The following is a 23,849-nucleotide window of genomic DNA, read 5'->3' as shown; positions in this document are numbered from 1 at the left end:
AGCGTGCCCGCGGCCTGGGGCACGACGTACGCCACCAGGCGCTTGTCGCCCGGCGCGTCCTCGCGCACCACCACCGCCGCCTCACGCACCTCCGCGTGGTGCAGCAGCACGGACTCGACCTCCCCCAGCTCGATGCGGAAGCCGCGCACCTTCACCTGGGAGTCGATGCGGCCCAGGTACTCGAGCTCGGCCAGGGACGTCCACCGCACGCGGTCACCCGTGCGGTACAGCCGGGCACCCGGCTCCTGGCTGAACGGGTTCGGGATGAACCGCTCCGCCGTCAGGTCCGGCCGGCCCTGGTAGCCACGCGCCAGGCCCGCGCCCGCCACGTACAGCTCGCCCGGGACGCCCGTCGGCTGGGGCCGGAGCGCGTCATCCAGCACGTACACCTGCACGTTCGCCCACGGCTTGCCGATGGTGAGCCGCTCCGGGTTCGCGCCGTTCTCGGTCAGCGTCGCGCAGACCGTGGCCTCCGTGGGGCCGTAGGCGTTGATCATCAAGCGCCCTTCGCCCCACTTGCGCGCCAGCTCCACGCTCAGCGCCTCGCCGGCGGAGATGACGGTGCGCAGGCCCTCCAGCCCTTCCGTGCCCAGCTGCGCGAGCACCGACGGCGTCAGGGTGACAGCGGTGATGTGCTGCTGCTGGAGCAGCGTGCGCAGCGGCTCATCCGGCAGCAGCCGGTCGCGCGGCGCGAGCACCAGCGTGGCCCCGGCGACGAGCGTGCCGAACACCTCGCACACGCTGGCGTCGAAGCTGGACGCCGCGTACTGCAGCACGCGGCTGCCCGGCGCGTAGCGGTGCGCGCGGCCCGCCTGGATGGCGGTGTTCACCAGGCCCTGGTGCTGGAGCAGCGTGCCCTTGGGACGGCCCGTGGAGCCGGACGTGTAGATGACGTACGCCAGGTTGGCGGAGGTCATGTTCACGGACGGCGCCGTGGTGGGCAGTGCCTGGAGCACGTCCCGCACGTCATCCAGGTGCAGCCCGACACGGTCTTCCGCGTGCAGGCCCGGCATGGGCTCGCCGCGCGTCACGAGCACCGTGGCGCCGCTGTCCTCCAGCATGTAGTCGAGCCGGTCGATGGGGTACGCCGGGTCGAGCGGTACGAACGCGCCGCCGGCCTTGAGCACGCCCAGCATGCCGACCACCAGATCCAGCGAGCGGTCCAGGCAGAGCGCCACGCGCACTTCCGGCGCGACGCCCAGGGTGCGCAGGTGGTGCGCCAGCTGGTTCGCCTTCGCGTCCAGCTGCGCGAACGTGAGCGACGTGTCCTCGTAGACGAGCGCCACGGCGTCCGGCGTGGCGCGGGCATGCGCCTGGATGAACGACTGGATGCACGCCTCGCGCGGGAACTCCACGCGGGTGTCGTTCCACACCACCAGCGCCTGCCGCGCCTCGTCCTCCGTCATCAGGGGCAGCGCCATCACGCGCTGGTCCATGTCCGTGGCGATGCCTTCCAGCATCATCACCAGGTGCTGCACCAGCCGTTCGGCGGTGGCGCGGGAGTACAGGTCGGAGTTGTACGCGAGCCGGCCCAGGAAGCCCTCGGACGCGTCCGCCAGCGACAGGGACATGTCGAACTTCGCCGTGCGCGCTTCGGCCTCGAACGTCTTCAGCGTGAGGCCGGCCACGGACACCTGACCGGACAGATCCTCCGCCTGGAGCACGAACATGGCCTGGAAGAGCGGCGAGCGGCTGGTGTCGCGCACCGGGTGCAGTTCCTCCACCAGCTTCTCGAACGGGACCTCCTGGTGGACGTGCGCGGACAGCACCGTGTCACGCACCTGGGTCAGCACGTCGCGGAAGGACGGGTTGCCCTCCAGCTTCGCGCGCAGCACCAGCGTGTTGACGAAGAAGCCGATGATGCCCTCCGTCGACGAGTGCCCGCGGCCCGCGGCCGGAGAACCCACGCTGATGTCGTCCTGGCCCGCGTGGCGCGCCAGGAGCACCTGCCACGCCGCCAGCAGGAACATGAACGGCGTCACGCCCTTCTCGCGGCACAGCGCCTTGATCCGCTGCGACAACGGATGCGGCACCTTCACCGCCACGCCGCCGCCCGAGTACGTCATCACCGCCGGGCGCGGGAAGTCCGTGGGCAGCTCCAGCGCGGAGGGCGCGCCGGACAGCTGCTGCCGCCAGTACTCCACGTGCTTGCCCATCACGTCGCTGCGCAGCCAGTCGCGCTGCCAGCCCGCGTAGTCCGCGTACTGCACCGGCAGCTCCGGCAGCGGCGACGGCTTGTCCTCGCGGAAGGCCGCGTAGAGCGCGGCGATCTCCCGGACGAGCAGGCTCATGGACCAGCCGTCCGTGATGATGTGGTGCAGCGACAGGAGCAGCACGTGCTCCGTCTGCGACATGCGCAGGATGAGGGCGCGCATGAGCGGCCCCGTGGCCAGCTTGAAGCCGCGGTTGGTCTCCGCGTCGGCCAGACGCTTCGCCTCGGCCTCGCGCTCCGCGTCCGGCAGGCTGCTCAGGTCCACGACGTTGAGCGACGCAGGCGTGGGCGCGTGGATGCGCTGCACGGGCTGATCGCCTTCCGCGTGGAACGTGGTGCGCAGCGATTCGTGGCGGCGCACCAGCTCCGTGAAGGTCCGCTCCAGCACCCCCACGTCCAGCTCACCCTCCAGACGGACGGGCAGCACGATGTTGTAGAACGCGCTGTCCGGCTCCATCTGGTCCAGGAACCACAACCGCTGCTGGGCAAGACCCAGCGGCAGCGAGCCCTCGCGCGACAGCGGCACGATGGGCGGAGCCTGGAGTCCCTGCTCCGAACGCACGGACTGATCCACGCGCTGGGCCAGGTCCGCGATGGTGGGCGCCTCGAAGAGCGCGCGCAACGGCAGCTCCACGCCGAACGCCTCGCGGATGCGCGAAGCGACCTGCGTGGCCAGCAGCGAGTGCCCGCCCAGGTCGAAGAAGTTGTCGCGCACCCCTACCCGCTTCACGTCCAGGATCTCCGTCCAGACCGTGGCGAGCATCTCCTCCGTCGGCGTGCGCGGCGCGGCGAACTCCGCCTCGCTGCGCTCCGTGCGGGCGTCGGACGGCGCGGGCAGCGCCTTGCGGTCCACCTTGCCCGCAGGCGTCATCGGCAGCGACTCCAGCACCACGAAGGCGGACGGCACCATGTACTCCGGCACCTCGCCCTTCAGGTGACGCCGCAGCTCCGCCACGTCCAGCTCCGTGTCCTCCTGCGCGACGACGTAGGCCACCAGGCGCTTGTCACCCGGCACGTCCTCGCGCACCACCACCGCCGCCTCACGGATGTCCGTGTGGTGCAGCAGCACGGACTCGACTTCGCCCAGCTCGATGCGGAAGCCACGCACCTTCACCTGGAAGTCGATGCGGCCCAGGTACTCCAGCTCGCCCGTCGCCAGCCAGCGCACGCGGTCACCCGTGCGGTACAGCCGCGCGCCCGCGTCCGTGCTGAACGGATGCGGCACGAACTTCTCCGCCGTCAGGTCCGGCCGGCCCTGGTAGCCGCGCGCCAGCGCCACGCCGCCGATGTACAGCTCACCGCCCACGCCCACCGGCACTGGACGCTGTGCCGCGTCCAGCACGTACACCTGCGCGTTCGCCCACGGCTTTCCGATGGTGATCCGCTCCGGGTTCACGCCGCCTTCGGTCAGCGTCGCGCAGACCGTGGCCTCCGTGGGGCCGTAGGCGTTGATCATGAGGCGCCCCGCGCCCCACTTGCGCGCCAGCTCCACGCTCAGCGCTTCACCGGCGGACACCACGCTGCGCAGACCCTCCAGCCCTTCCGTGCTCAGCTGCGCGAGCACCGACGGGGTCAGCGTGGCGGTGGTGATGCCCTGCTCCTTCAGCAGCGTGCGCAGCGGCTCGTCCGGCATCAGCCGGTCGCGCGGCGCGAGCACCAGCGTGGCGCCCGCGGCCAGGGTGCTGAAGATCTCCCAGACGCTGGCATCGAAGCTGGACGCCGCGTACTGCAACACGCGGCTGCCCGGCCCCACCCGCTTCGCCGCGGCGGCGCGCAGGGCCGTGTTCACCAGGCCCTGGTGCTGGAGCAGCGTGCCCTTGGGACGGCCCGTGGAGCCGGACGTGTAGATGACGTACGCCAGGTTGTGGGCGGACACGCCCGTGCGCGGCGCCTCTTCCGGCATCCGCTCGATGGCGTCCACGTCCATGTCCAGCTGGATGGTCAGGCGGCCGTCGGTGGGCAGCGAGTCCATCAGCGACTCCTGCGTCACCAGCACCGGCGCGCCAGAGTCCGACAGCATGTAGTCGAGCCGCTCCACCGGGTACGACGGATCCAACGGGATGAAGGCGCCGCCGGCCTTGAGGATGCCGAGCATGCCCACCACGAGCTCCAGCGAGCGCTCCAGGCAGAGCGCCACGCGCACCTCGCGTCCGACGTACCGGCGGCGCAGGTGGTGCGCCAGCTGGTTCGCCTTCACGTCCAGCTCCGCGTACGTGAGCGACTGGTCCTCGTACACGAGGGCCACCGCGTCCGGCGTGGCCTCCGCGTGCGCTTCGATGAGCGAGTGGATGGTCGCCTCGCCCGGCAACTCCGCGCGGATGCTGTTCCAGCCCACCAGCACCTGGTGCCGCTCCTCGGCGGACAGCAGGGGCAGCTCACCCACTGGCGCCTCGGGCTTCGTCACGATGCCCGTCAGCAACACGTGCAGGCGCGCCATCATCCGCTCCGCGGTCGCACGGGCGAACAGGTCGGAGTTGTACTCCAGGCGGCCCACGAAGCCGTCCGCCGCGTCCAGCATGGACAGGGCCAGGTCGAACTTCGCGGTGCGCGCTTCCGCCTCGTAGGCGCTCAGCGTGAGGCCCGGCACGGACAGCTTCGCCGCCAGCTCCTGGTGCAGCACGAACCACACCTGGAAGAGCGGCGAGCGGCTGGTGTCGCGCACCGGCTGCAGCTCTTCCACCAGCTTCTCGAACGGCACTTCCTGGTGCGCGTGCGCGCCCAGCACCGACTCCCGCACCCGCGCGAGCACCTGGCGGAAAGAGGGGTCCCCTTCCAGCCGCGTGCGCAGCACGAGCGTGTTGATGAAGAAGCCGATGAGGCCTTCGGTCTCCATGCGGCCACGGCCGGCCACGGGCGAGCCCACCGTGACGTCGTCCTGGCCCGCGTGGCGCGCCAGCAGCACCTGCCACGCGGTGAGCAGCAGCATGTACGGCGTGACGCCTTCCTTCAGCGCCAGGGCGCGCAGGGCATCCGACAGCTCGCGCGGCAGCGTGAAGGGCAGCGTCTCACCGCGGTACGTCTGCACCGCCGGGCGCGGGAAGTCCGTGGGCAATTCCAGTGCGGAGGGCGCGCCGGTCAGCTGCTGCTTCCAGTAACCGACCTGCTTCTTCAGCACGTCGCCCTGGAGCCAGCCACGCTGCCAGCCCGAGTAGTCCGCGTACTGCACCGGCAGCTCCGGCAACGGCGACGGCTTGCCCTGACGGAAGGCCTCGTAGAGCGCGGCGACTTCACGCACCAGCACGCCGCGCGACCAGCCGTCGGACACGATGTGGTGCACCGTGAGCAGCAGCATGTGGCGCACGTCCGAGATGCGCACCAGCGTGGCGCGCATCAGCGGGCCCGTGGCCAGGTTGAAGGGCTTGCCCGCGTCCTCGTCCGCCAGACGCTGCGCCTTCGCCTCGCGCTCCGCCTCCGGCAGGTGCGTGAGGTCCACGAGCGGCAGCGGCATGGCGGCCGCCGGGTGGACGACCTGCACCGGGTTGCCACCCTCCGCGCGGAAGGTGGTGCGCAGCACTTCATGCCGGCGCACCAGCTCCGTGAAGGCCTGCTCCAGCGGGGCCACTTCCAGCGCGCCGTCCAGCATCACCGGCGCGGCGATGTTGTAGAACGCGCTGTCCGGCTCCAGCTGATCCAGGAACCACAGGCGCTGCTGCGCGAACGACAGCGGCAGCGTGTTCTCGCGAGACAGCGGCAGGATGGCCGGTGCCTCCAGGCCGAAGCCCTGGCGGACCGCCTCATCCACGCGAGCGGAGAGCGTCTCCACCGTGGTCGCCTCGAAGAGCGCGCGCAGGGGCAGCTCCACGCGGAACGCGCTCCGGATGCGGGAGATCATCTGCGTCGCCAGCAGCGAGTGGCCGCCGAGCGCGAAGAAGTCGTCCTTCGCCCCCACGCGCTCCACGCCCAGCAGCTTGGACCACAGGCCCGCGATGAGCTCCTCGGTGGGAGTGCGCGGGGCCACGTGGGCGCGGCCGGCTTCGGACTCCTGCTCCGGCGCGGGCAGCGCGCGGCGGTCCACCTTGCCGTTGGACGTGAGCGGCAGCGCGCCCAGCATGACGAAGGCGGACGGCACCATGTAGTCCGGCAGCCGCGACTTCAGGCCCTGGCGCAACGCCCCGGCCTCCAGCGTGTGGCCGGGCACCGCGACGACGTAGGCCACCAGGCGCTTGTCTCCCGGCACATCCTCACGCGCCAGCACGACGACTTCCGCCACGCCGGGCAGGCCGCTCATCGCGGCTTCAATCTCCGGCAGTTCGATGCGGAAGCCGCGCACCTTCACCTGGAAGTCGACGCGGCCCAGGAACTCCAGCGCGCCGTCCGGCAGGTAGCGCACGCGGTCGCCCGTGCGGTACACGCGCGCGCCCGGCTCCGGGTGGAACGGATCCGCCAGGAAGCGCTCCATCGTGAGGCCCGGCTGTCCCAGGTAGCCCCGGGCCACGCCCGCGCCGCCGATGAACAGCTCGCCGGGCACGCCCACGGGGACGGGCTGCAGCGCCGCGTCCAGCACGTACATCCGCGCGTTGGGCAGCGGACGGCCCAGCGGCACGGAGGCCGTGGCGGCAAGCGCAGTGCCCCGCTCCACCTTCCACGTCAGCACGCCGACCGTGGTCTCGGTGGGACCGTAGTGGTTGAAGACTTCGAGCCCGGGCACGAGTGCGTGCACGCGCGCAACGAGCGCCGGATCAGACGCTTCACCGCCCAGCACCAGCCGCTTGCGAGGCAGGACGCGCTCGGGCGACGGCGACGACAGGAGCGCCGTCAGGTGCGAGGGGACGATCTTCAAGCAGTCCACCGCGTGGCGCTCGAAGTAGTCGCCCAGCGCGGCCGGGTCGGAGGCGCGGTCGCGCGAGATGAGGTGCAGCGTGCCGCCGCCGCTCAGCGTCGGGAAGACGGCGGTGTGGCCCAGGTCCGCGGCCAGCGTGGACACCGACGCGAAGCTCGCCGCCGGGGGCAGCTCCAGCCGGACCGTCACGCCCTCTACGTAGTGGTTGAGCTGACGGTGCTCGATGGCCACGCCCTTGGGCCGGCCCGTGGAGCCGGACGTGAAGATGACGTAGGCCAGGGAGCTCGCGTCACCCAACCGCTTCGGGTCGTCCTCACGCTCGCGAGAGAGCAGCCCGGCGTCGGAGTCCAGGCACACGTGTCCCCTGGAGGCGTCCGCCACGTGCTCGGCGAGCGAGGCCTGGGTGACCACGAGCGAAGCCGCCGCGTCCTCCAGCACCGTGCGCAGGCGCTCCGGCGGGTGCGACGGATCCAGCGGCACGTACGCGCCACCGGCCTTGAGGATGCCCATCATGCCGACGATGGCGTCCGGGGTGCGCTCGGTGAGCAGGCCCACGCGAGCATCCGGGCCCACGCCGCGCGCGCGCAGCCAGTGCGCGAGCTGGTTGGCCCTGCGATTCAGCTCCCCGTAGGTGAGCTGGCCGTCGTCGCAGACCACCGCCACGGCGTCCGGCGTGCGGGCCGCGTGGACGGAGAAGCGCTCATGGACGAAGGTGTCACCCGCGGGCTGCGCGCCCGTGGCGTTCCAATCCACCAGCAGCTTCTGGCGCTCCGCATCCGGCAGCAGCCGCGCGTGCTCGTGACGCGCGTGTGGGTTGGCGGCCATCGCTTCGAGGGCGCGGAAGTAGTAGCCCGCCAGCGCCTCCGTCTGGTCCGCGTCGCGCTGCGTGCCGTTGGTGCGCAGCACGAGCATCAGCGCGCCGGTGTCCGGGCGCTGGAGGAACAGCGTGCTCAGCGGAAGCTCCATCCACGCGGTGGACGGCGTCTCCTCCAGCAGGCGCACGCCTTCGAGCTGCGACAGGCCTCCGGCCACGTGGAAGTGGACGAAGTTGAAGATGGTCTCGAACAGCCGCTGGCCACCCAGCTGCTGCTGCAACCGGCCCATGGGGTAGCGGCGGTGCGGCCAGATGTCGCCGTCCGCCTTCGAGACCTGGCGCACCAGGTCCAGCCACGAGCCGTCCGCCAGCGTCACCGGGAACGGGATGCTGTTGAGGAACAGGCCCACCATGCGCTCACTGTCGGCCGTCTCCGGACGGCCGTTGGAGACCACGCCCGTCACCACCGAGCGCTGTCCCTCCATCAGCGCGCGCACGCGCAGGTGCGCCGCCAGCAGCACGGTCTTCAGCGGCACGTTGACCGCCTGTGCCACGCGCTGCAGTCCTTCCTGGAGCGCGGCGGGCACGTCCACCTGCCGCATGCTCAGCACCGGCTCCTGGCCCGCGGGCAGCGGCGCGCGAGGAGCAGGACGGTCCACTTCCGCGAGGCGCGACTTCCAGAACTGCTCGCCCTCGCCGGAGGTGAGCGACTGGTGCTCCAGCGCGACGAACTGACGGTAGGTGACGGCCAGCGGCGCCGCCTCCGGGGCCGGCGTGCCGCGCAGCAGGTTCACGTAGCCGCGGAACAGCTCCGACAACAGCGTCGCGAGGCTCCAACCATCCAGGATGGCGTGGTGGAAGATGAGCGAGAACTGGAGCGTCTTCTCCGTGCGCCGGTAGATCGCGAAGCGCAGCAGCGGCGCGCGGTTCCAGTCGAACGGACGGCAGCGGTCCGCTTCCACGAGCCTGCGCAACAGCGCGTCCTGCTCCGCGGCGGGCACGTGGCGCACGTCGTGGAGCTCCAGCGGCACCTGGGCCTCGCGGTGCACGAACTGCAACGGCTGCTCGTAACCGGTGAGGTCGAACGACGTGCGCAGGATGGCGTGGCGGCGAGCCAGCTCGGCCAGCAACTGGCGCATCTTCGCCTCATCGAGCGCCATCTCCAGGTGGTAGCTGGTGGCGTCGTGGTACATGCCGGACGCCTGGTCCAGCTCGCTCTGGAAGAGCATGCCGGCCTGGAGCACGGCCACCGGATACGCATCCTCCACATCCGCGGGGAGGCGCGCGCGGTCCGCTTCGGACAGCAGGCTGAAGGGCTCCGAGCCAGGGACGGCCTGCGCCGCGGCCTTCGACGGGGCCGCGTGCACCAGGTTCCCCAGCGCGCGGATGGTGGGCTGACGCAGCAGCTCCACCATGGGCAGATCCAACCCGCGCTCGCGAAGCTTCGCGATGAGCTGGATGCTGCGGATGGAGTCACCGCCCAGGTCGTAGAAGCTGTCGTCGATACCGACGCGCTCCACGCCCAGCACCTCCGCCCAGACCTCGCACAGCGCGGTCTCCTCCATGGTGCGAGGCGCGGCGTACGCGGTGGACATCTGAGGACGCTCGCTGCCGGGCACGGGCAGCGCGCGGCGGTCCACCTTGCCGTTGGGCGTGAGCGGCAGCGCGTCCAGCGCCATCAGCGCCGTGGGCACCATGTACGCGGGCAGCTTGTCGTGCAGGAACGCACGCATCGTGTCCACGCCCAGCGGCTCCGCGCCCTCTTCCGTGACGACGTAGGCCACCAGGGCCTTCTCGCCCGCGACCTCCTGCACGGCGACGGTGACGTCGAGCACGGACGCGTGTCCGCGCAGCGCCGTTTCAATCTCGCCCGGCTCGATGCGGAAGCCGCGCACCTTCACCTGCTGGTCGATGCGGCCCAGGAACTCCAGGGCGCCGTCCGCGCGGAAGCGGACCTGGTCCCCGGTGCGGTACAGCCGCGCGCCCGGCACGGTGCTGAACGGATCCGGAATGAACTTCTCCGCCGTCAGCTCCGGCTGGTTCAGGTAGCCGTGCGCCAGGCCGTCGCCGCCCGCGAACAACTCGCCAGGGGCGCCCAGGGGCACGGGCTGCAGGGACGCGTTGAGGACATGCACGCGCGTGCCGTTGATGGGACGGCCGATGGGCACGGAGATGCCCAGCGCGCCCGCGTTCTCCACCGGGTAGCACGCGGTGAACGTCGTGTTCTCCGTGGGGCCGTAGCCGTTGATGACGCGGCAGCCGGGCAGCTGCTCCATCACGCGCAGCACGTGCGCGGGGGACAGCACGTCACCACCCGCCAGCAGCTGGCGCACGGGACGCAGGCCGTCCAGGTTGCCATCCACCATCTGGTGGAACAGACCGGCGGTGAGCCACAGGGTGCTCACGCCCTCGCGGTTGATGACCTCCCCCAGTTCGTCGAGGGTGGGCGCGCGCGGCGGGAACACGGCGAGCTTCGCGCCGTTGAGCATCGCGCCCCACAGCTCGAAGGTGGACGCGTCGAACGCGAGCGGCGCCAGCTGGAGGAACACGTCCTTCGACGACAGGCTCACCCACTCCGGACCGCACACCAGGCGCACCACGGCGCGGTGGGGCACGGACACGCCCTTGGGGCGACCCGTGGAGCCGGAGGTGTAGAGGACGTACAGCTCGTCCTCGCCGCTCGGCGCGGTGTCGAGGTTGGCGTCCGAACGCTTCGCGAGCGCGGCAGCGTCGTCATCCAGGCAGATCACCTGGAGCCACTGCGCGGGCAGCTCGTCCGCGATCGCGGAGACGCTGACGAGCGCGGACAGGCCCGCGTCCTCGATGAGCATCGAGAGGCGTTCGGTGGGGAAGCTGGGGTCGAGCGGCACGTACGCGCCGCCCGCCTTGGCGATGCCCAGCACCGCCACGACGAGGTCCAGCGAACGCTCCAGGGACACACCCACGCGCTTGCCGGGCCTGACGCCCAGGGCGCGCAGGTGGTGCGCGAGCTGGTTGGCGCGCGCGTTGAGCTGGCCGGCGGTGAGCGTCCCGCCCTCGAAGCTGACGGCGACCGCGTCCGGGGTGCGGGCGGCCTGCGCCTCGAAGACGCGCGACACGGGCTGGCCGTGCGGGTACGTCCGCGGGCGGTCGTTCCACGCGGCGAGCGTGTTGCGCTCATCCGGCGTGAGCAGCGGCAGCGTGCCGATGCGGAGCTCGGGGTCGTCCACGACGGCGCGCAGCAGCGACTCGAAGTGGGCGAACAGGCGCTCCACCGACGCGCGATCGAGCACGTCCGTGTTGTGCTCCACCGTGACGGTGAGCCCGCCCTGCCACGGGAACACGACGACGAGCAGGTCCCACTTCGCGGTCCCGTTCGTCTCCGCGTCCAGGAGGCTCAGCTCCAGGCCGGGGAGCTGGAGCGGCGGCAGCGGCGCGTTCTCCAGCACGAACTTCACGTTGAAGAGCTGGCCACCCGGCTCGCGCGGCGGCTTGAGCGCCTGCACCAGCGTGCCGAAGGGCAGGTCCTGGTGCTCGTAGGCGTCCAGGGTCCCCTTGCGCACGCGGTCCAGCAGCGAGCGGAAGGACAGGTCGCCCGACACCTGCGTGCGCAGGACAAGCTGGTTGGTGAAGAAGCCGACCAGGGACTCCAGCTCCTCGCGGGCGCGGTTCGCGATGTCCGTGCCCACGACGATGTCGTCCTGGCCGGTGCGGCGGTGCAGGAGCGCGTCGAACGCGGCGAGCAGCACCATGAACAGCGTAGCGCCCTCCCCTCGCCCCAGCGCTTCGATGCGGGACGTGAGGTCCGGGGACAGGTGGAAGCGGCGGCTGTCACCGTGGAAGCGGTCGCCCGCGGGACGCGGCGCGTCCGTGCGCAGCGCGATGCGGGGCGCTCCGGCGAGCTGCTTCTTCCACCAGGAGATCTGCTGCTCCAGCACGTCGCCGCTCAGCCACTGGCGGTGCCAGAGGGTGTAGTCCGCGTACTGCACGGGCAGCGCGGGCAGCGGCGAGGGCTCTCCGCGCGAGAACGAGGTGTAGAGCGCCTGGAGCTCGTTCATGAACACGCCCACGGCCCAGCCATCCACCACGATGTGGTGCATGGCGAGGCACAGCACGTGCTCGCGCGCGCTCAGCTTCAGGAGCTGGGCGCGCAGGAGCGGGCCCTGAACCAGGTCGAACGGCCGGGCGGCCTCCGCGTTCAGGTGCTTCCGGGCCTCGGCCTCCGCCTGGTCGGCGGGCAGCGAGGACAGGTCCACCACGGGCAGCACGAACGGCTTCGCCGGCAGGATGACCTGCACGGGCGCGCCGGACGCGTCCTGATGGAAGACGGTGCGCAGCGCATCGTGGCGCCGGACGATCTCCTCCAGGCCGCGGCGGAGCACGTCGACGTCCAGGTCGCCAGTCAAACGCGCCGCGCTGGGCACGTTGTAGATGGGCGTGCCCGGCGTGAGCTGCTCGAAGAGCCAGAGGCGCTCCTGATCGAACGACAGCGGCAGCGAGCCCTCACGCGACGCGGGCTTGAGCGGCGGCGTCTTGAACTTCCGCTCGGCGCCGGTGGCCTCGTCCACGCGGGCGGCCAGGGCGGCCACCGCCGGAGACTCGAAGAGCGCGCGCAGGGGCAGCTCCACCTGGAACTCGCCGCGCAGACGCGACACCAACTGCGTGGCCATCAGTGAGTGGCCGCCCAGTTCGAAGAACGAATCCTCCGCGCCCACGCGTTCCACGGTGAGCACGCGCGCGAAGAGGGCCGCCACGCGCGTTTCCGTCGACGTGCGCGGGGCCACGTAGGCATCCGGACGCGTGAGCGCACCCGTGGGGGCGGGCAGGGCCTTGCGGTCCACCTTGCCAGCGGGCGTCATCGGCAGTGCGTCCAGCACCACGAACGCCGACGGCACCATGTACTCCGGCACGCCGTCCTTCAGGTGCTTGCGCAGCGAGGCCGCGTCCACCGTCCGCTCCGGCTGCGGAACGACGTAGCCGACGAGCCGCTTGTCGCCCGGGACGTCCTCGCGCACCACGACCGCCGCCTCACGCACGTCCGAGTGGCGCAGCAGCACGGCCTCGATTTCACCCAGTTCGATGCGGAAGCCACGCACCTTCACCTGGTGGTCGATGCGGCCCAGGTATTCGAGCTCGCCCTCGGCCAGCCAGCGCACGCGGTCGCCGGTGCGGTACAGCCGCGCGCCGGGCTCCTGGCTGAACGGGTTGGGGACGAACCTCTCCGCCGTCATGTCCGGCCGGCCCTGGTAGCCGCGCGCCAGGCCTTCACCCGCGACGTACAGCTCGCCCGCGACACCCACGGGCACCGGATGGTGCAGGGCATCCAGCACGTACACCTGCACGTTCGCCAGCGGCTTGCCGATGGTCAGGCGCTCCGCCCGGACACCGCCGTGCGTAAGGGTCGCGCAGACCGTGGTCTCGGTGGGGCCGTACGCGTTGATCAGCGTCCTCCCCTGCCCCCACTTGCGAGCCATCTCCACGCTCAGCGCCTCACCGGCGGAGACGATGGTGGACAGCCCGTCCAGTCCGTCCGTGCTCAACTGCGCGAGCACCGACGGCGTCAGCGTCACGGTGGTGATGCGCTGCGACTTCAGCAGCGTGCGCAGCGGCTCATCCGGCAGCAGGCGGTCGCGAGGCGCGAGCACCAGCGTGGCCCCGGACACGAGCGTGCTGAACACCTCCCACACGCTGGCGTCGAAGCTGGACGCCGCGTACTGCAACGCGCGGCGGCCCGTACCCAGGCCCTTCGCCGCGGCGGCCTGCCGGGCGGTGTTGTTGAGGCCCCGGTGCGGCAGGAGCGTGCCCTTGGGGCGGCCCGTGGAGCCGGACGTGTAGATGACGTACGCCAGGGTGTCGGCGTTGGCGCTGGAGGCCGGAGCGGTCTCCGGCAGCGTCCGGAGGTGCGTCGCCTCCACGTCCATGCGCACGACGCGCAGGCCGTCGGAGGGCAGCTGCTGGCTCAGCGATTCCTGCGTCACCAGCACGGGCGCGCCGCTGTCCTCCAGCATGAAGGACAGGCGCTCACGCGGGTAGGACGGATCCAACGGCACGAAGGCGCCACCGGCCTTCTGGATGCCGAGCATCGCCACCGCCAGCTCCAGCGAACGCTCCACGCAGAGCGCCACGCGCACCTCGGGCCCGACGCCCAGCGTGCGCAGGTGGTGCGCCAGCTGGTTCGCCCGCGCGTCCAGCTGCGCGTACGTCAGCGAGGCATCCTCGAACACCAGCGCCTGCGAGTCCGGCGCGCGACGCACCTGGGCCTCGAAGAGCACCGGGAACGTCACGTCACCCGTGACGTCGCCGCGAGTGTCGTTCCACGCCACCAGCACCTGGTGACGCTCCTGCTCACCCATCAGCGCGAGCTGGGACAGCTTCGCCATGGGCCGCACCGCCACGGACTCCAGCAGCACCCGCAGGTGCTCCGTCATCCGCCGCGCCGTCGCCGCCGCGAACAGGTCCGTGTTGTACTCCAGCGTTCCTTCCAGCCCGCCCGCCGTCTCCGTCAGCGACAGCGTCAGGTCGAACTTCGCGGACTTCGCGTCAACTTCGTACGGCGACAGCTCCACGCCCGACAACTTCAGGTGCGGCAGCACGTCCTGCTGCAACGCGAACATCACCTGGAACAGCGGCGCGTGGCTCAGGCTGCGCTGCGGCTGGAGTTCTTCCACCAGCTTCTCGAACGGCACGTCCTGGTGCGCGTACGCGCCCAGCGTCGTCTCACGCACCTGCTTCAGCACCTGCTGGAAGCTCGGGTTGCCCGCCAGCTTCGTGCGCAGCACCAGCGTGTTGACGAAGAAGCCGATGAGGCCCTCCGTCTCCGCCTGCGTGCGGCCCGCGATGGGCGAGCCCACCGAGATGTCGTCCTGCCCGCTGTAGCGAGACAGCAGCACCTGGAACGCCGCCAGGAGCAGCTGGTACGGCGTGACGCCTTCCTGCTTCGCCAGCGCGTTCAGCGAGCGGCTCAGGTCCACGCCCAGCTTCACCGGCACCGTCGCGCCGCGGTACGTCTGCACCGCGGGACGCGCGAAGTCCGTGGGCAGCTCCAGCACCGCCGGCGCTCCGGACAGCTGCTGCTTCCAGTAGCCGACCTGCTTCTCCAGCACCCCGCCCAGCAGCCACTCCCGCTGCCATTGCGCGAAGTCCGCGTACTGCACCGCCAGCTCCGGCAGCGGCGACTTCTGGTTGAGGACCTGGGCCTCGTAGAGCGCGGCGACCTCACGCACGAGCACGCCCATGGACCAGCCGTCGGAGACGATGTGGTGCATCGTCACCAGCAGCACGTGCTTCGCTTCTCCCAGCTTCAGCAGCTTCGCGCGGAAGAGCGGACCCGTGCCCAGATCGAACGGGCGCGCGGCTTCTTCCTCCGCCAGCCGCCGCGCTTCCGTGTCCTGTGCACCGGAGACATCCACCACCGGCAGCTCGAAGACCTTCGCCGGGTGGATGACCTGCACCGCCTGACCGTTCTCATCGCGGAAGGTCGTGCGCAGCGACTCATGCCGGCGGACGATCTCTTCCAGGGCCCGCCGCATGGCTTCCACATGCAGCGCGCCCTCCAGCTTCACACCGCCCGCCACGTTGTAGAAGGCGCTGCCCTGCTCCAACTGGTCCAGGAACCACAGACGCTGCTGCGCGAACGACAGCGACTCCGTGGCGCTCCGGGGCCGAGGCGTGATCGCCGGGGCCTTGGACGCATCACGGCCTGACACGGCCGTATCCACGAACGCCGCGAGCGAAGCCACCGTGCTCAGCTCGAAGAGCGAACGCAGCGGGACCTCGGCGCCGAAGGCCGTGCGCAGCCGGGAGACCAGCTGCATCGCCAGCAGCGAGTGTCCGCCCAGCTCGAAGAACGAGTCCTCCGCGCCCACGCGCTCCACGCGCAGCAGCTGCGCGAAGATCGTCGCGACCTGCTCTTCCGTCGCAGTGCGCGGAGCCACGTACTGACCCTGCGCCACCTGGGCCTCCGGAACCGGCAGCGACTTGCGGTCCACCTTCCCGTTCGGATTCAGAGGCAGTGCGCTCAACACCACGAACGCCGACGGCACCATGTACTCCGGCAGCCGCGCCTTCAGACCCTTGCGCAGCTCCGCCACGTCCAGAGACGCACCCGCCACGTACGCCACCAGGCGCCTGTCGCCCGGCACGTCCTCGCGCACCATCACCACGGACTCGCGCACGCCGGGCTGCGTGGACAGCACCGACTCCACTTCGCCCAGTTCGATGCGGAAGCCACGCACCTTCACCTGGAAGTCGATGCGGCCCAGGTACTCCAGCTCGCCATTCGGCAACCAGCGGATGCGGTCGCCCGTGCGGTACATCCGCGCGCCGGGCTCCTGGCTGAAGGGATTGGGGATGTACCTCTCCGCCGTCAGAGCAGGCTTCGCCAGGTAGCCTCGCGAGAGGCCCGCACCAGCGATGTACAACTCGCCCGGCACGCCCTGCGGTACCGGACGCAGCCACGCATCCAGCACGTACCCCCGCGAGCCCGTCAGGAGACGGCCAACGGTCGGCTCCCGCGCCGCGCCTTTCTCCACTCGCAAGTACGTCGAATACGTCGTGTCTTCCGTCGGGCCGTAGAAGTTGTAGACGGCCTCCACGTTCTTCAGCCCGTACACCGCCTGCGCCAGCCGGTTCAGCAACGGCTCACCGGCGAGGTTCACCGTGCGCACCGTCTCCGGAACGCCTTGGCTGCGCAGCAACTCCGCCATCGCGGAGGGCACGGTGTTCACCAGCGTCACCCGGCTCGCGTCCTTCATCGTCGGGAGCGCCAGCGCGTTCTCCGCGACGATGACGGAACCACCGATGCTCAGCGGCGCGAAGACTTCAAACACTGAGATGTCGAAGTTCAGCGACGTCGACGCCAACATGCCCGACAGCTGTTGCGGCGTGAAGAACGTCGTCGCCCAGTGCAGGAAGGCCACCACGCTGCGCTGCTCGATGGCCACGCCCTTCGGACGGCCCGTCGAACCCGACGTGTACAGCACGTACGCCAGATTCCTCACGCCCGTGCGCGCATCGACGCGCGAAGCAGGGTTCTTGGAGATGTTCTCCCAATCGGTATCCAGGAACACGTTGCGCGCCGAGTGCGCAGGGAGCACGCCCAGCAACTTCTGCTGCGTCAGCACCACCGTCGCCTGCGCGTCCTCCAACATCCAGCCCAGGCGATCCTGCGGGTACGCCGGATCCAACGGCACGTAGGCGCCGCCTGCCTTCAGCACGCCCAGCAGCGCCACCACCATCCGTGCGGAGCGCTCCAGGCTCACGCCCACCAGCATGTCCGGGCCCACGCCCATGCCACGCAGGTGATGCGCCAGCTGGTTCGACTGCGCCTCCAGCTGCGCGTACGTCAGCACCTCGCCATCGAAGTAGACGGCCGCCGCATCCGGCGTGCGGGCAACCTGCGCCTCGAAGAGCGCCTGCATCGTCCCGGTCACCGGAGCCGGCAGGTCCGTCCCCGACACGTCCAGCAGCAGCGACTGCTTCTCCTGCGCGCCCATCAGCGACAGGTCGAACACCTTCGCCATGGGCCGCACCGCCACGGACTCCAGCAGCACCCGCAGGTGCTCCGTCATCCGCCGCGCCGTCGCCGCCGTGAACAGGTCCGAGTTGTACTCGAGCGTCCCTTCCAGTCCGCCCGCGGTCTCCGTGAGGAAGAGCGTCAGGTCGAACTTCGCCGTCTTCGACTCCACTTCGTACGGCGACAGCTCCATGCCCGACAGCTTCAGGTGCGGCAGCACGTCCTGCTGCAACGCGAACATCACCTGGAACAGCGGTGCGTGGCTCAGGCTGCGCTGCGGCTGGAGTTCTTCCACCAGCTTCTCGAACGGCACGTCCTGGTGCGCGTACGCGCCCAGCGTCGTCTCGCGCACCTGCTTCAGGAGCTGCTGGAAGCTCGGGTTGCCTGAAAGCTTCGTGCGCAACACCAGCGTGTTGACGAAGAAGCCGATGAGGCCCTCCGTCTCCGCCTGCGTGCGGCCCGCGATGGGCGAGCCCACCGAGATGTCGTCCTGGCCCGTGTACCGCGCCAACAGCACCTGGAATGCCGCCAGCAGCAACTGGTACGGCGTGACGCCTTCCTGCTTCGCCAGCGCATTCAGCGAGCGGCTCAAGTCCGCGCCCAGCTTCACCGGCACCGTCGCGCCGCGGTACGTCTGCACCGCCGGACGCGCGAAGTCCGTCTGCAACTCCAACATCGCCGGAGCCCCGGCCAGCTGCTGCTTCCAGTAGCCGACCTGCTTCTCCAGCGCTCCACCCAGCAGCCACTCCCGCTGCCACTGCGCGAAGTCCGCGTACTGCACCGCCAGCTCCGGCAGCGGCATGGCGCGGCCCTGCGAGTGCGCCTCGTAGAGCGCGGCCATCTCGCGCACGAGGACGCCCAGCGACCAGCCGTCGGAGACGATGTGGTGCATCGACACCAGCAGCACGTGCTTCGCTTCGCCCAGCTTCAGCAACTGAGCCCGGAAGAGCGGACCCGTGCCCAGATCGAACGGACGCACGGCCTCTTCGTTCACCCGGCGCTGAATCTCTGCCTCACCCGCGACCGACAGGTCCACCACGGGCAGGTCCATCCGGCCCGCCGCGTGGATGATCTGCACCGCCTGACCGTTGTCCTCACGGAACGTCGTGCGCAGCGACTCGTGCCGCGCGACGATCTCCTGGAGCGTCAGCCGCAGGGCTTCAACGTCCAGCGCGCCATCCAGACGCACCGCGCCCGGCACGTTGTAGAGCGCGCTCCCCTGCTCCAACCGGTCCAGGAACCACAGGCGCTGCTGCGCGAACGACAGCGGCAGCACGCCCTCTCGCGACACCCGCTTCAGCGGCGGCAGGTTCCCGGCCTCCGCCTGCTGCTTCTTCCCGTCGACGAACGACGCGAGCGAGGCCACCGAGTTCAGCTCGAAGAGCGAACGCAGCGGGACCTCGACGCCCAAGGCCGTGCGCAGCCGGGAGGACAGCTGCATCGCCAGCAGCGAGTGTCCGCCCAGCTCGAAGAACGAATCCTCCGCGCCCACGCGCTCCACGCGCAGCAACTGCGCGAAGAGCGTGGCCACCTGCTCCTCCGTCGCCGTGCGCGGCGCCACGTACTGGCTCCGCGACTGGGCCTCCGGCACCGGCAGCGCCTTGCGGTCCACCTTCCCGTTGGGCGTCAGCGGCAGCGCGTTCATCACCACGAACGCCGACGGCACCATGTACTCCGGCAGCCGCGACTTCAGTCCCTTGCGCAGCTCCGCCACGTCCAGAGACGCGCCCGCCACGTACGCCACAAGGCGCTTGTCGCCCGGCACGTCCTCACGCACCACCACCACCGACTCACGCACGCCGGGCTGCGACGCGAGCGCCGACTCCACCTCGCCCAGTTCGATGCGGAAGCCACGCACCTTCACCTGGAAGTCGATGCGGCCCATGTACTCCAGCTCGCCCGTTGCCAGCCAACGCACCCGGTCGCCCGTGCGGTACATCCGCGCGCCCGCGTCGGTGCTGAACGGGTTCGGCACGAAACGCTCCGCCGTCAGCGAAGGCTTCGCCAGGTAGCCGCGCGCGAGGCCCGCGCCCGCGATGTACAGCTCGCCCGGCACGCCCTGCGGCACTGGACGCAGCCACGCGTCCAGCACGTACGCCCGCGAGCCCGTCAGCGGACGGCCAATCGTCGGCTCACGCGCGGCACCCTTCTCCACCCGCGAGTACGTCGAATACGTCGTGTCTTCCGTCGGGCCGTAGAGGTTGTAGACGCCCTCGACGTTCTTCAGTCCGTACAGCGGCTGCGCCAGCCGGTTCAGCAGCGGCTCGCCCGCGAGGTTCACCGTGCGCACCGACTCCGGCACGCCCTGGCTGCGCAGCAACTCCGCCATCGCGGAGGGCACCGTGTTCACCAGCGTCACGCGGCCCGCGTCCTTCAGCGTCGGCAACGCCAGCGCGTTCTCCGCGACGATGGCGGCACCACCGCAGATCAACGGCGCGAAGACTTCGAACACCGACAGGTCGAAGTTCAGCGACGTCGCCGCCAGCACACCCGCCAGCTGCTGCGAAGTGAAAGCCGCCGTCGCCCAGTGCAGGAAGGCCACCACGCTGCGCTGCTCGATGGCCACGCCCTTCGGACGGCCCGTGGAGCCCGACGTGTACAGCACGTACGCCAGGTTCCCCACGCCCGTGCTCGTCGCGACAGGCGTGGTCGGCTGCCGCGCGATCACGGCCCAATCCGTGTCCACGCAGACGGCCTTCGCGGAGTGCTCAGGCAGCACGCCCAGCAGCTTCTGCTGCGTCAGCAGCACCGTCGCCTGCGCGTCCTCCAGCATCCAGCCCAGACGATCCTGCGGGTACGCCGGATCCAGCGGCACGTACGCGCCGCCCGCCTTCAGCACGCCCAGCAGAGCCACCACCATCCGTGCGGAGCGCTCCAGGCTCACGCCCACCAGCATGTCCGGGCCCACGCCCATGCCACGCAGGTGGTGCGCCAGCTGATTCGCCTGCGCATCCAGCTGCGCGTACGTCAGCACCTCACCATCGAAGTGGACCGCGGGCGCATCCGGCGTGCGCGCGACCTGCGCCTCGAACAGGGCCTGCATCGTCCCGCGCACCGGGACCGACAGGTCCGTCCCCGACACGTCCCTCAGCAGCGTCTGCTTCTCCTGCGCTCCCATCAGCGACAGGTCGGACAGCTTCGCGCCCGGATCCGTGAGCAGCGACTCCAGCAGCACCCGCAGGTGCTCCATCATCCGCCGCGCCGTCGCCGCAGCGAACAGGTCCGTGTTGTACTCAAGCGTCCCGTCCAGCCCGCCCGCCGTCTCCGTCAGGTAGAGCGTCAGGTCGAACTTCGCCGTCTTCGACTCCACGTCGTACGGCGACAGCTCCACGCCCGGCAGACGGAAGTGCGGCAGCACGTCCTGCTGCAACACGAACATCACCTGGAACAGCGGCGCGTGGCTGAGGCTGCGCTGCGGCTGGAGTTCCTCCACCAGCTTCTCGAACGGCACGTCCTGGTGCGCGTACGCACCCAGCGTCGTCTGCTTCACCTGGGCCAGCAGTGCGCGGAAGGACGGATTGCCCTCCAGCTTCGTGCGCAGCACCAGCGTGTTGACGAAGAAGCCGATGAGGCCCTCCGTCTCCGCACGCGTGCGGCCCGTGATGGGCGAACCCACCGAGATGTCGTCCTGCCCCGAGTAGCGCCCCAGCAGCACCTGGAACGCCGTCAGCAGCAGCATGTACGGCGTGACGCCTTCCTTCTTCGCCAGCGCGCCCAGCGCCTTGCTCAGCTCCGCTCCCAGCTTCACCGGCACCGTCGCGCCGCGGTACGTCTGCGCCGCCGGACGTGCGAAGTCCGTGGGCAACTCCAGCACGGCGGGCGCTCCGGACAGCCGCTGCTTCCAGTAGCCGACCTGCTTCTCCAACACGCCGCCCAGCAGCCACTCGCGCTGCCACTGCGCGAAGTCCGCGTACTGCACCTTCAGCGCCGGCAGCGGAGAACCCCGCCCGCCACGGAACGCGTCGTAGAGCGCGGCGACCTCACGCACGAGCACGCCCATGGACCAGCCGTCGGAGACGATGTGGTGCATCGTCACCAGCAACACGTGCTTCGCTTCACCCAGCTTGAGCAACCGCGCGCGCACCAGCGGACCCGTGCCCAGGTCGAACGAGCGCACGGCCTCTTCATCCACGCACCGCCGCGCCTCCGCCTCGCGCGACGCCTCCGGGAAGCCCGTCAGGTCCACCACCGGCAGCTCGAACGGCTTCGCCGGGTGGATGATCTGCACCGCCTCGCCGTTCTCCTCGCGGAACGTCGTGCGCAGCGACTCGTGCCGGCGGACGATCTCCTCCAGGCCCCGGCGCATCGCCTCCGCGTCCAGCGCGCCGTCCAGCCGCACCGCGCCCGGGATGCTGTAGAGCGCGCTGCCCTGCTCCAGCCGGTCCAGGAACCACAGGCGCTGCTGCGCGAACGACAGCGGCTGCGTGGCGCCACGCGGCCGGGGCGCGAGCACCGCCGCCTTCGGCTCCTGCTTCGACGCCGTGATGCGCTTCGCCAGATCCACCAGGCTCGGACCCTGGAGCAGCAGCTCCATGGGCAGCGCGATCCCCAGCCCCTTCTCCACCGCGTGCGCCAGCTCCACCGCGCTCAGCGAATCCAGGCCGTAGCGCGTGATGGGCTCACGCACATCCACCGTCTTCGCTGGCATCTTCAGCTGCTCCGCCACGCGCTCCACCAGCCACGTCAGCGTGCCCCGCGCGGCCTCCGGCACATCCTCGCGCACCGGCGCCGCGGCGGGCTCCGAGGCCTCGGCGGCATCCGACTCCTCCGCCTCCTCGAACCCCGGCTCGCGCCACACCAGCACCGTGCGCAGCTCGTCCGCGAGGAACTGCGCCTTGCTCGCGTGCCGCTGGATCTTCCCGCTGGAGGTCTTCGGGATGCTGCCGGGCTCGATCAGCGCCACGGCGTGCACCTGCACCTCGTGCCGCTCGGCGACGCGCTGGCGGATCTCCTTCACCGCCGCCTCCGCCATGTCCACCTGCTTGCGCAGGTTGCCCGCCTTGCGCAGGTCGATCTCCTGCACCACCACCAGGCGCTCCTCGCCCGCCACCTCCAGCGACACCGCCGCGACGCTGCCAGCGCGCAGCGCGGGGTGGCTCTCCTCCACCGTCTGCTCGATGTCCTGCGGGTAGTGGTTGCGGCCCCGGATGATGATCAGGTCCTTGGCACGGCCGGTGACGTACAGCTCGCCGTCCCGCATGAAGCCCAGGTCGCCGGTGCGCAGGAACGGGCCTTCGTCCGTGCCCTTCACTCGCGCGTGGAACGCCTCCGCCGTCGCCTCCGGCTTGTTCCAGTAGCCCAGCGCCACGCTGGGGCCGCGCACCCAGATTTCACCCACGCCGCCGGGCGCGCACGCCTCGCGCGTCTGGGGATCCACGATGGCCACGGGGTGTCCCGGCCGCTCATCGCCGCAGCCCACCAGGACGCGCGCCTCCGGCTTCGCCGCGTCCACCAGCACCGCCCGGCGCTGCTCCAACGCCGGAGCATCCAGCGCGCAGCGCACCGGCGGCGCCTCCACGCGCCCGCCCGACACCAGCAGCGTCGCCTCCGCCAGGCCGTAGCACGGGAAGAAGAACTCACGCTTGAAGCCGTGCGGCCCGAAGGCCTGCTCGAAGCGATCCAGCGTCGCCGGACGGATGGGCTCCGCGCCGGTGAACGCCACCCGCCACGAGCTCAGGTCCAACGACTGACGCTCCTCCGCCGGGATGCGCCGGATGCACAGGTCGAACGCGAAGTTCGGCCCGCCGCTGATGGTGGCCTTGTAGCGGGTGATGGCCTCCAGCCACACGCGCGGGTTCTTGAGCATCGTCATCGGCGACATCAGCGCCGCGTGGAACGTCGCGTACAGCGGCGTGAGGATGCCGCCGATGAGCCCCATGTCGTGGTACGGCGGCAGCCAGATGACGGCCGAGCTGCTGGGGCCCAACTCGAACGCGTCGGTGATCAGCGCCAGGTTGTGAGCCAGGTTGCCGTGGCTCAGCATCACGCCCTTGGGCGAGCCCGTGGATCCCGACGTGTACTGGAGGAACGCCAGCGTCGACGCGTCCACCGCCGGCGGCGTCCACTCCAATTCCCCACCGGCCGGAATCTCGTCCGTCCCCACCCAGTGCAGCGAGCGCAGGTCCGGCGCCTGCTCGAAGACGAACTCCGTCATGGACAGGATGCCGGACGTGGTGAGCACCACCGTCGCGTTCGCGTCCTGGATGATCGCGCGCAGGCGCGGCAGCGTCCGCTCCAGCCGCATCGGATCCGGCGGATACGCCGGCACCGCGATGAGCCCCGCGTAGAGGCACCCGAAGAACCCCGCCACGTACTCCAGCCCGGGCGGGTACAGCAGCATCACGCGCTCGCCCGGCTTCGCCACCTTCCGCAGCGCCACCGCGATCCGCCGCGCCCGCGCATCCAGCCCCGCGTAGCTCAGCGATCCGTCTTCCTGCCCCGCGTCGTCCAGGAACGTGTACAGCGGCTGATCGGGCCGTGATTCAGCCCGGCTCCGCAAGATTTCGACGAGAGTGGAATGCGAGGGCGTCAGCTCAGGGGAACGCGGCAA

The 23,849-nt window shown here is 70.7% G+C and carries 1 protein-coding gene (only partly in view); it reads right to left on the bottom strand.

Annotation, left to right across the window (positions count from 1 at the left end):
- Positions 1 to 23,849, bottom strand: partial view of a non-ribosomal peptide synthetase gene (locus tag D7Y15_RS04495; RefSeq protein ID WP_158629006.1) — the 5' portion only. It extends 7,651 nt beyond the left edge of the window; 23,849 of the gene's 31,500 nt are visible here — the first part of the coding sequence; its start codon is at positions 23,847 to 23,849; its stop codon lies off the left edge, out of view.

Origin of the sequence: Corallococcus sp. AB030 (genome assembly GCF_003668965.1) — a bacterium.
GTDB classification, from domain to species: Bacteria; Myxococcota; Myxococcia; order Myxococcales; family Myxococcaceae; genus Corallococcus; species Corallococcus exiguus.
Note: the sequence above shows the minus strand (reverse complement) of the source record. Positions and strands in the feature narration are given on the sequence as shown.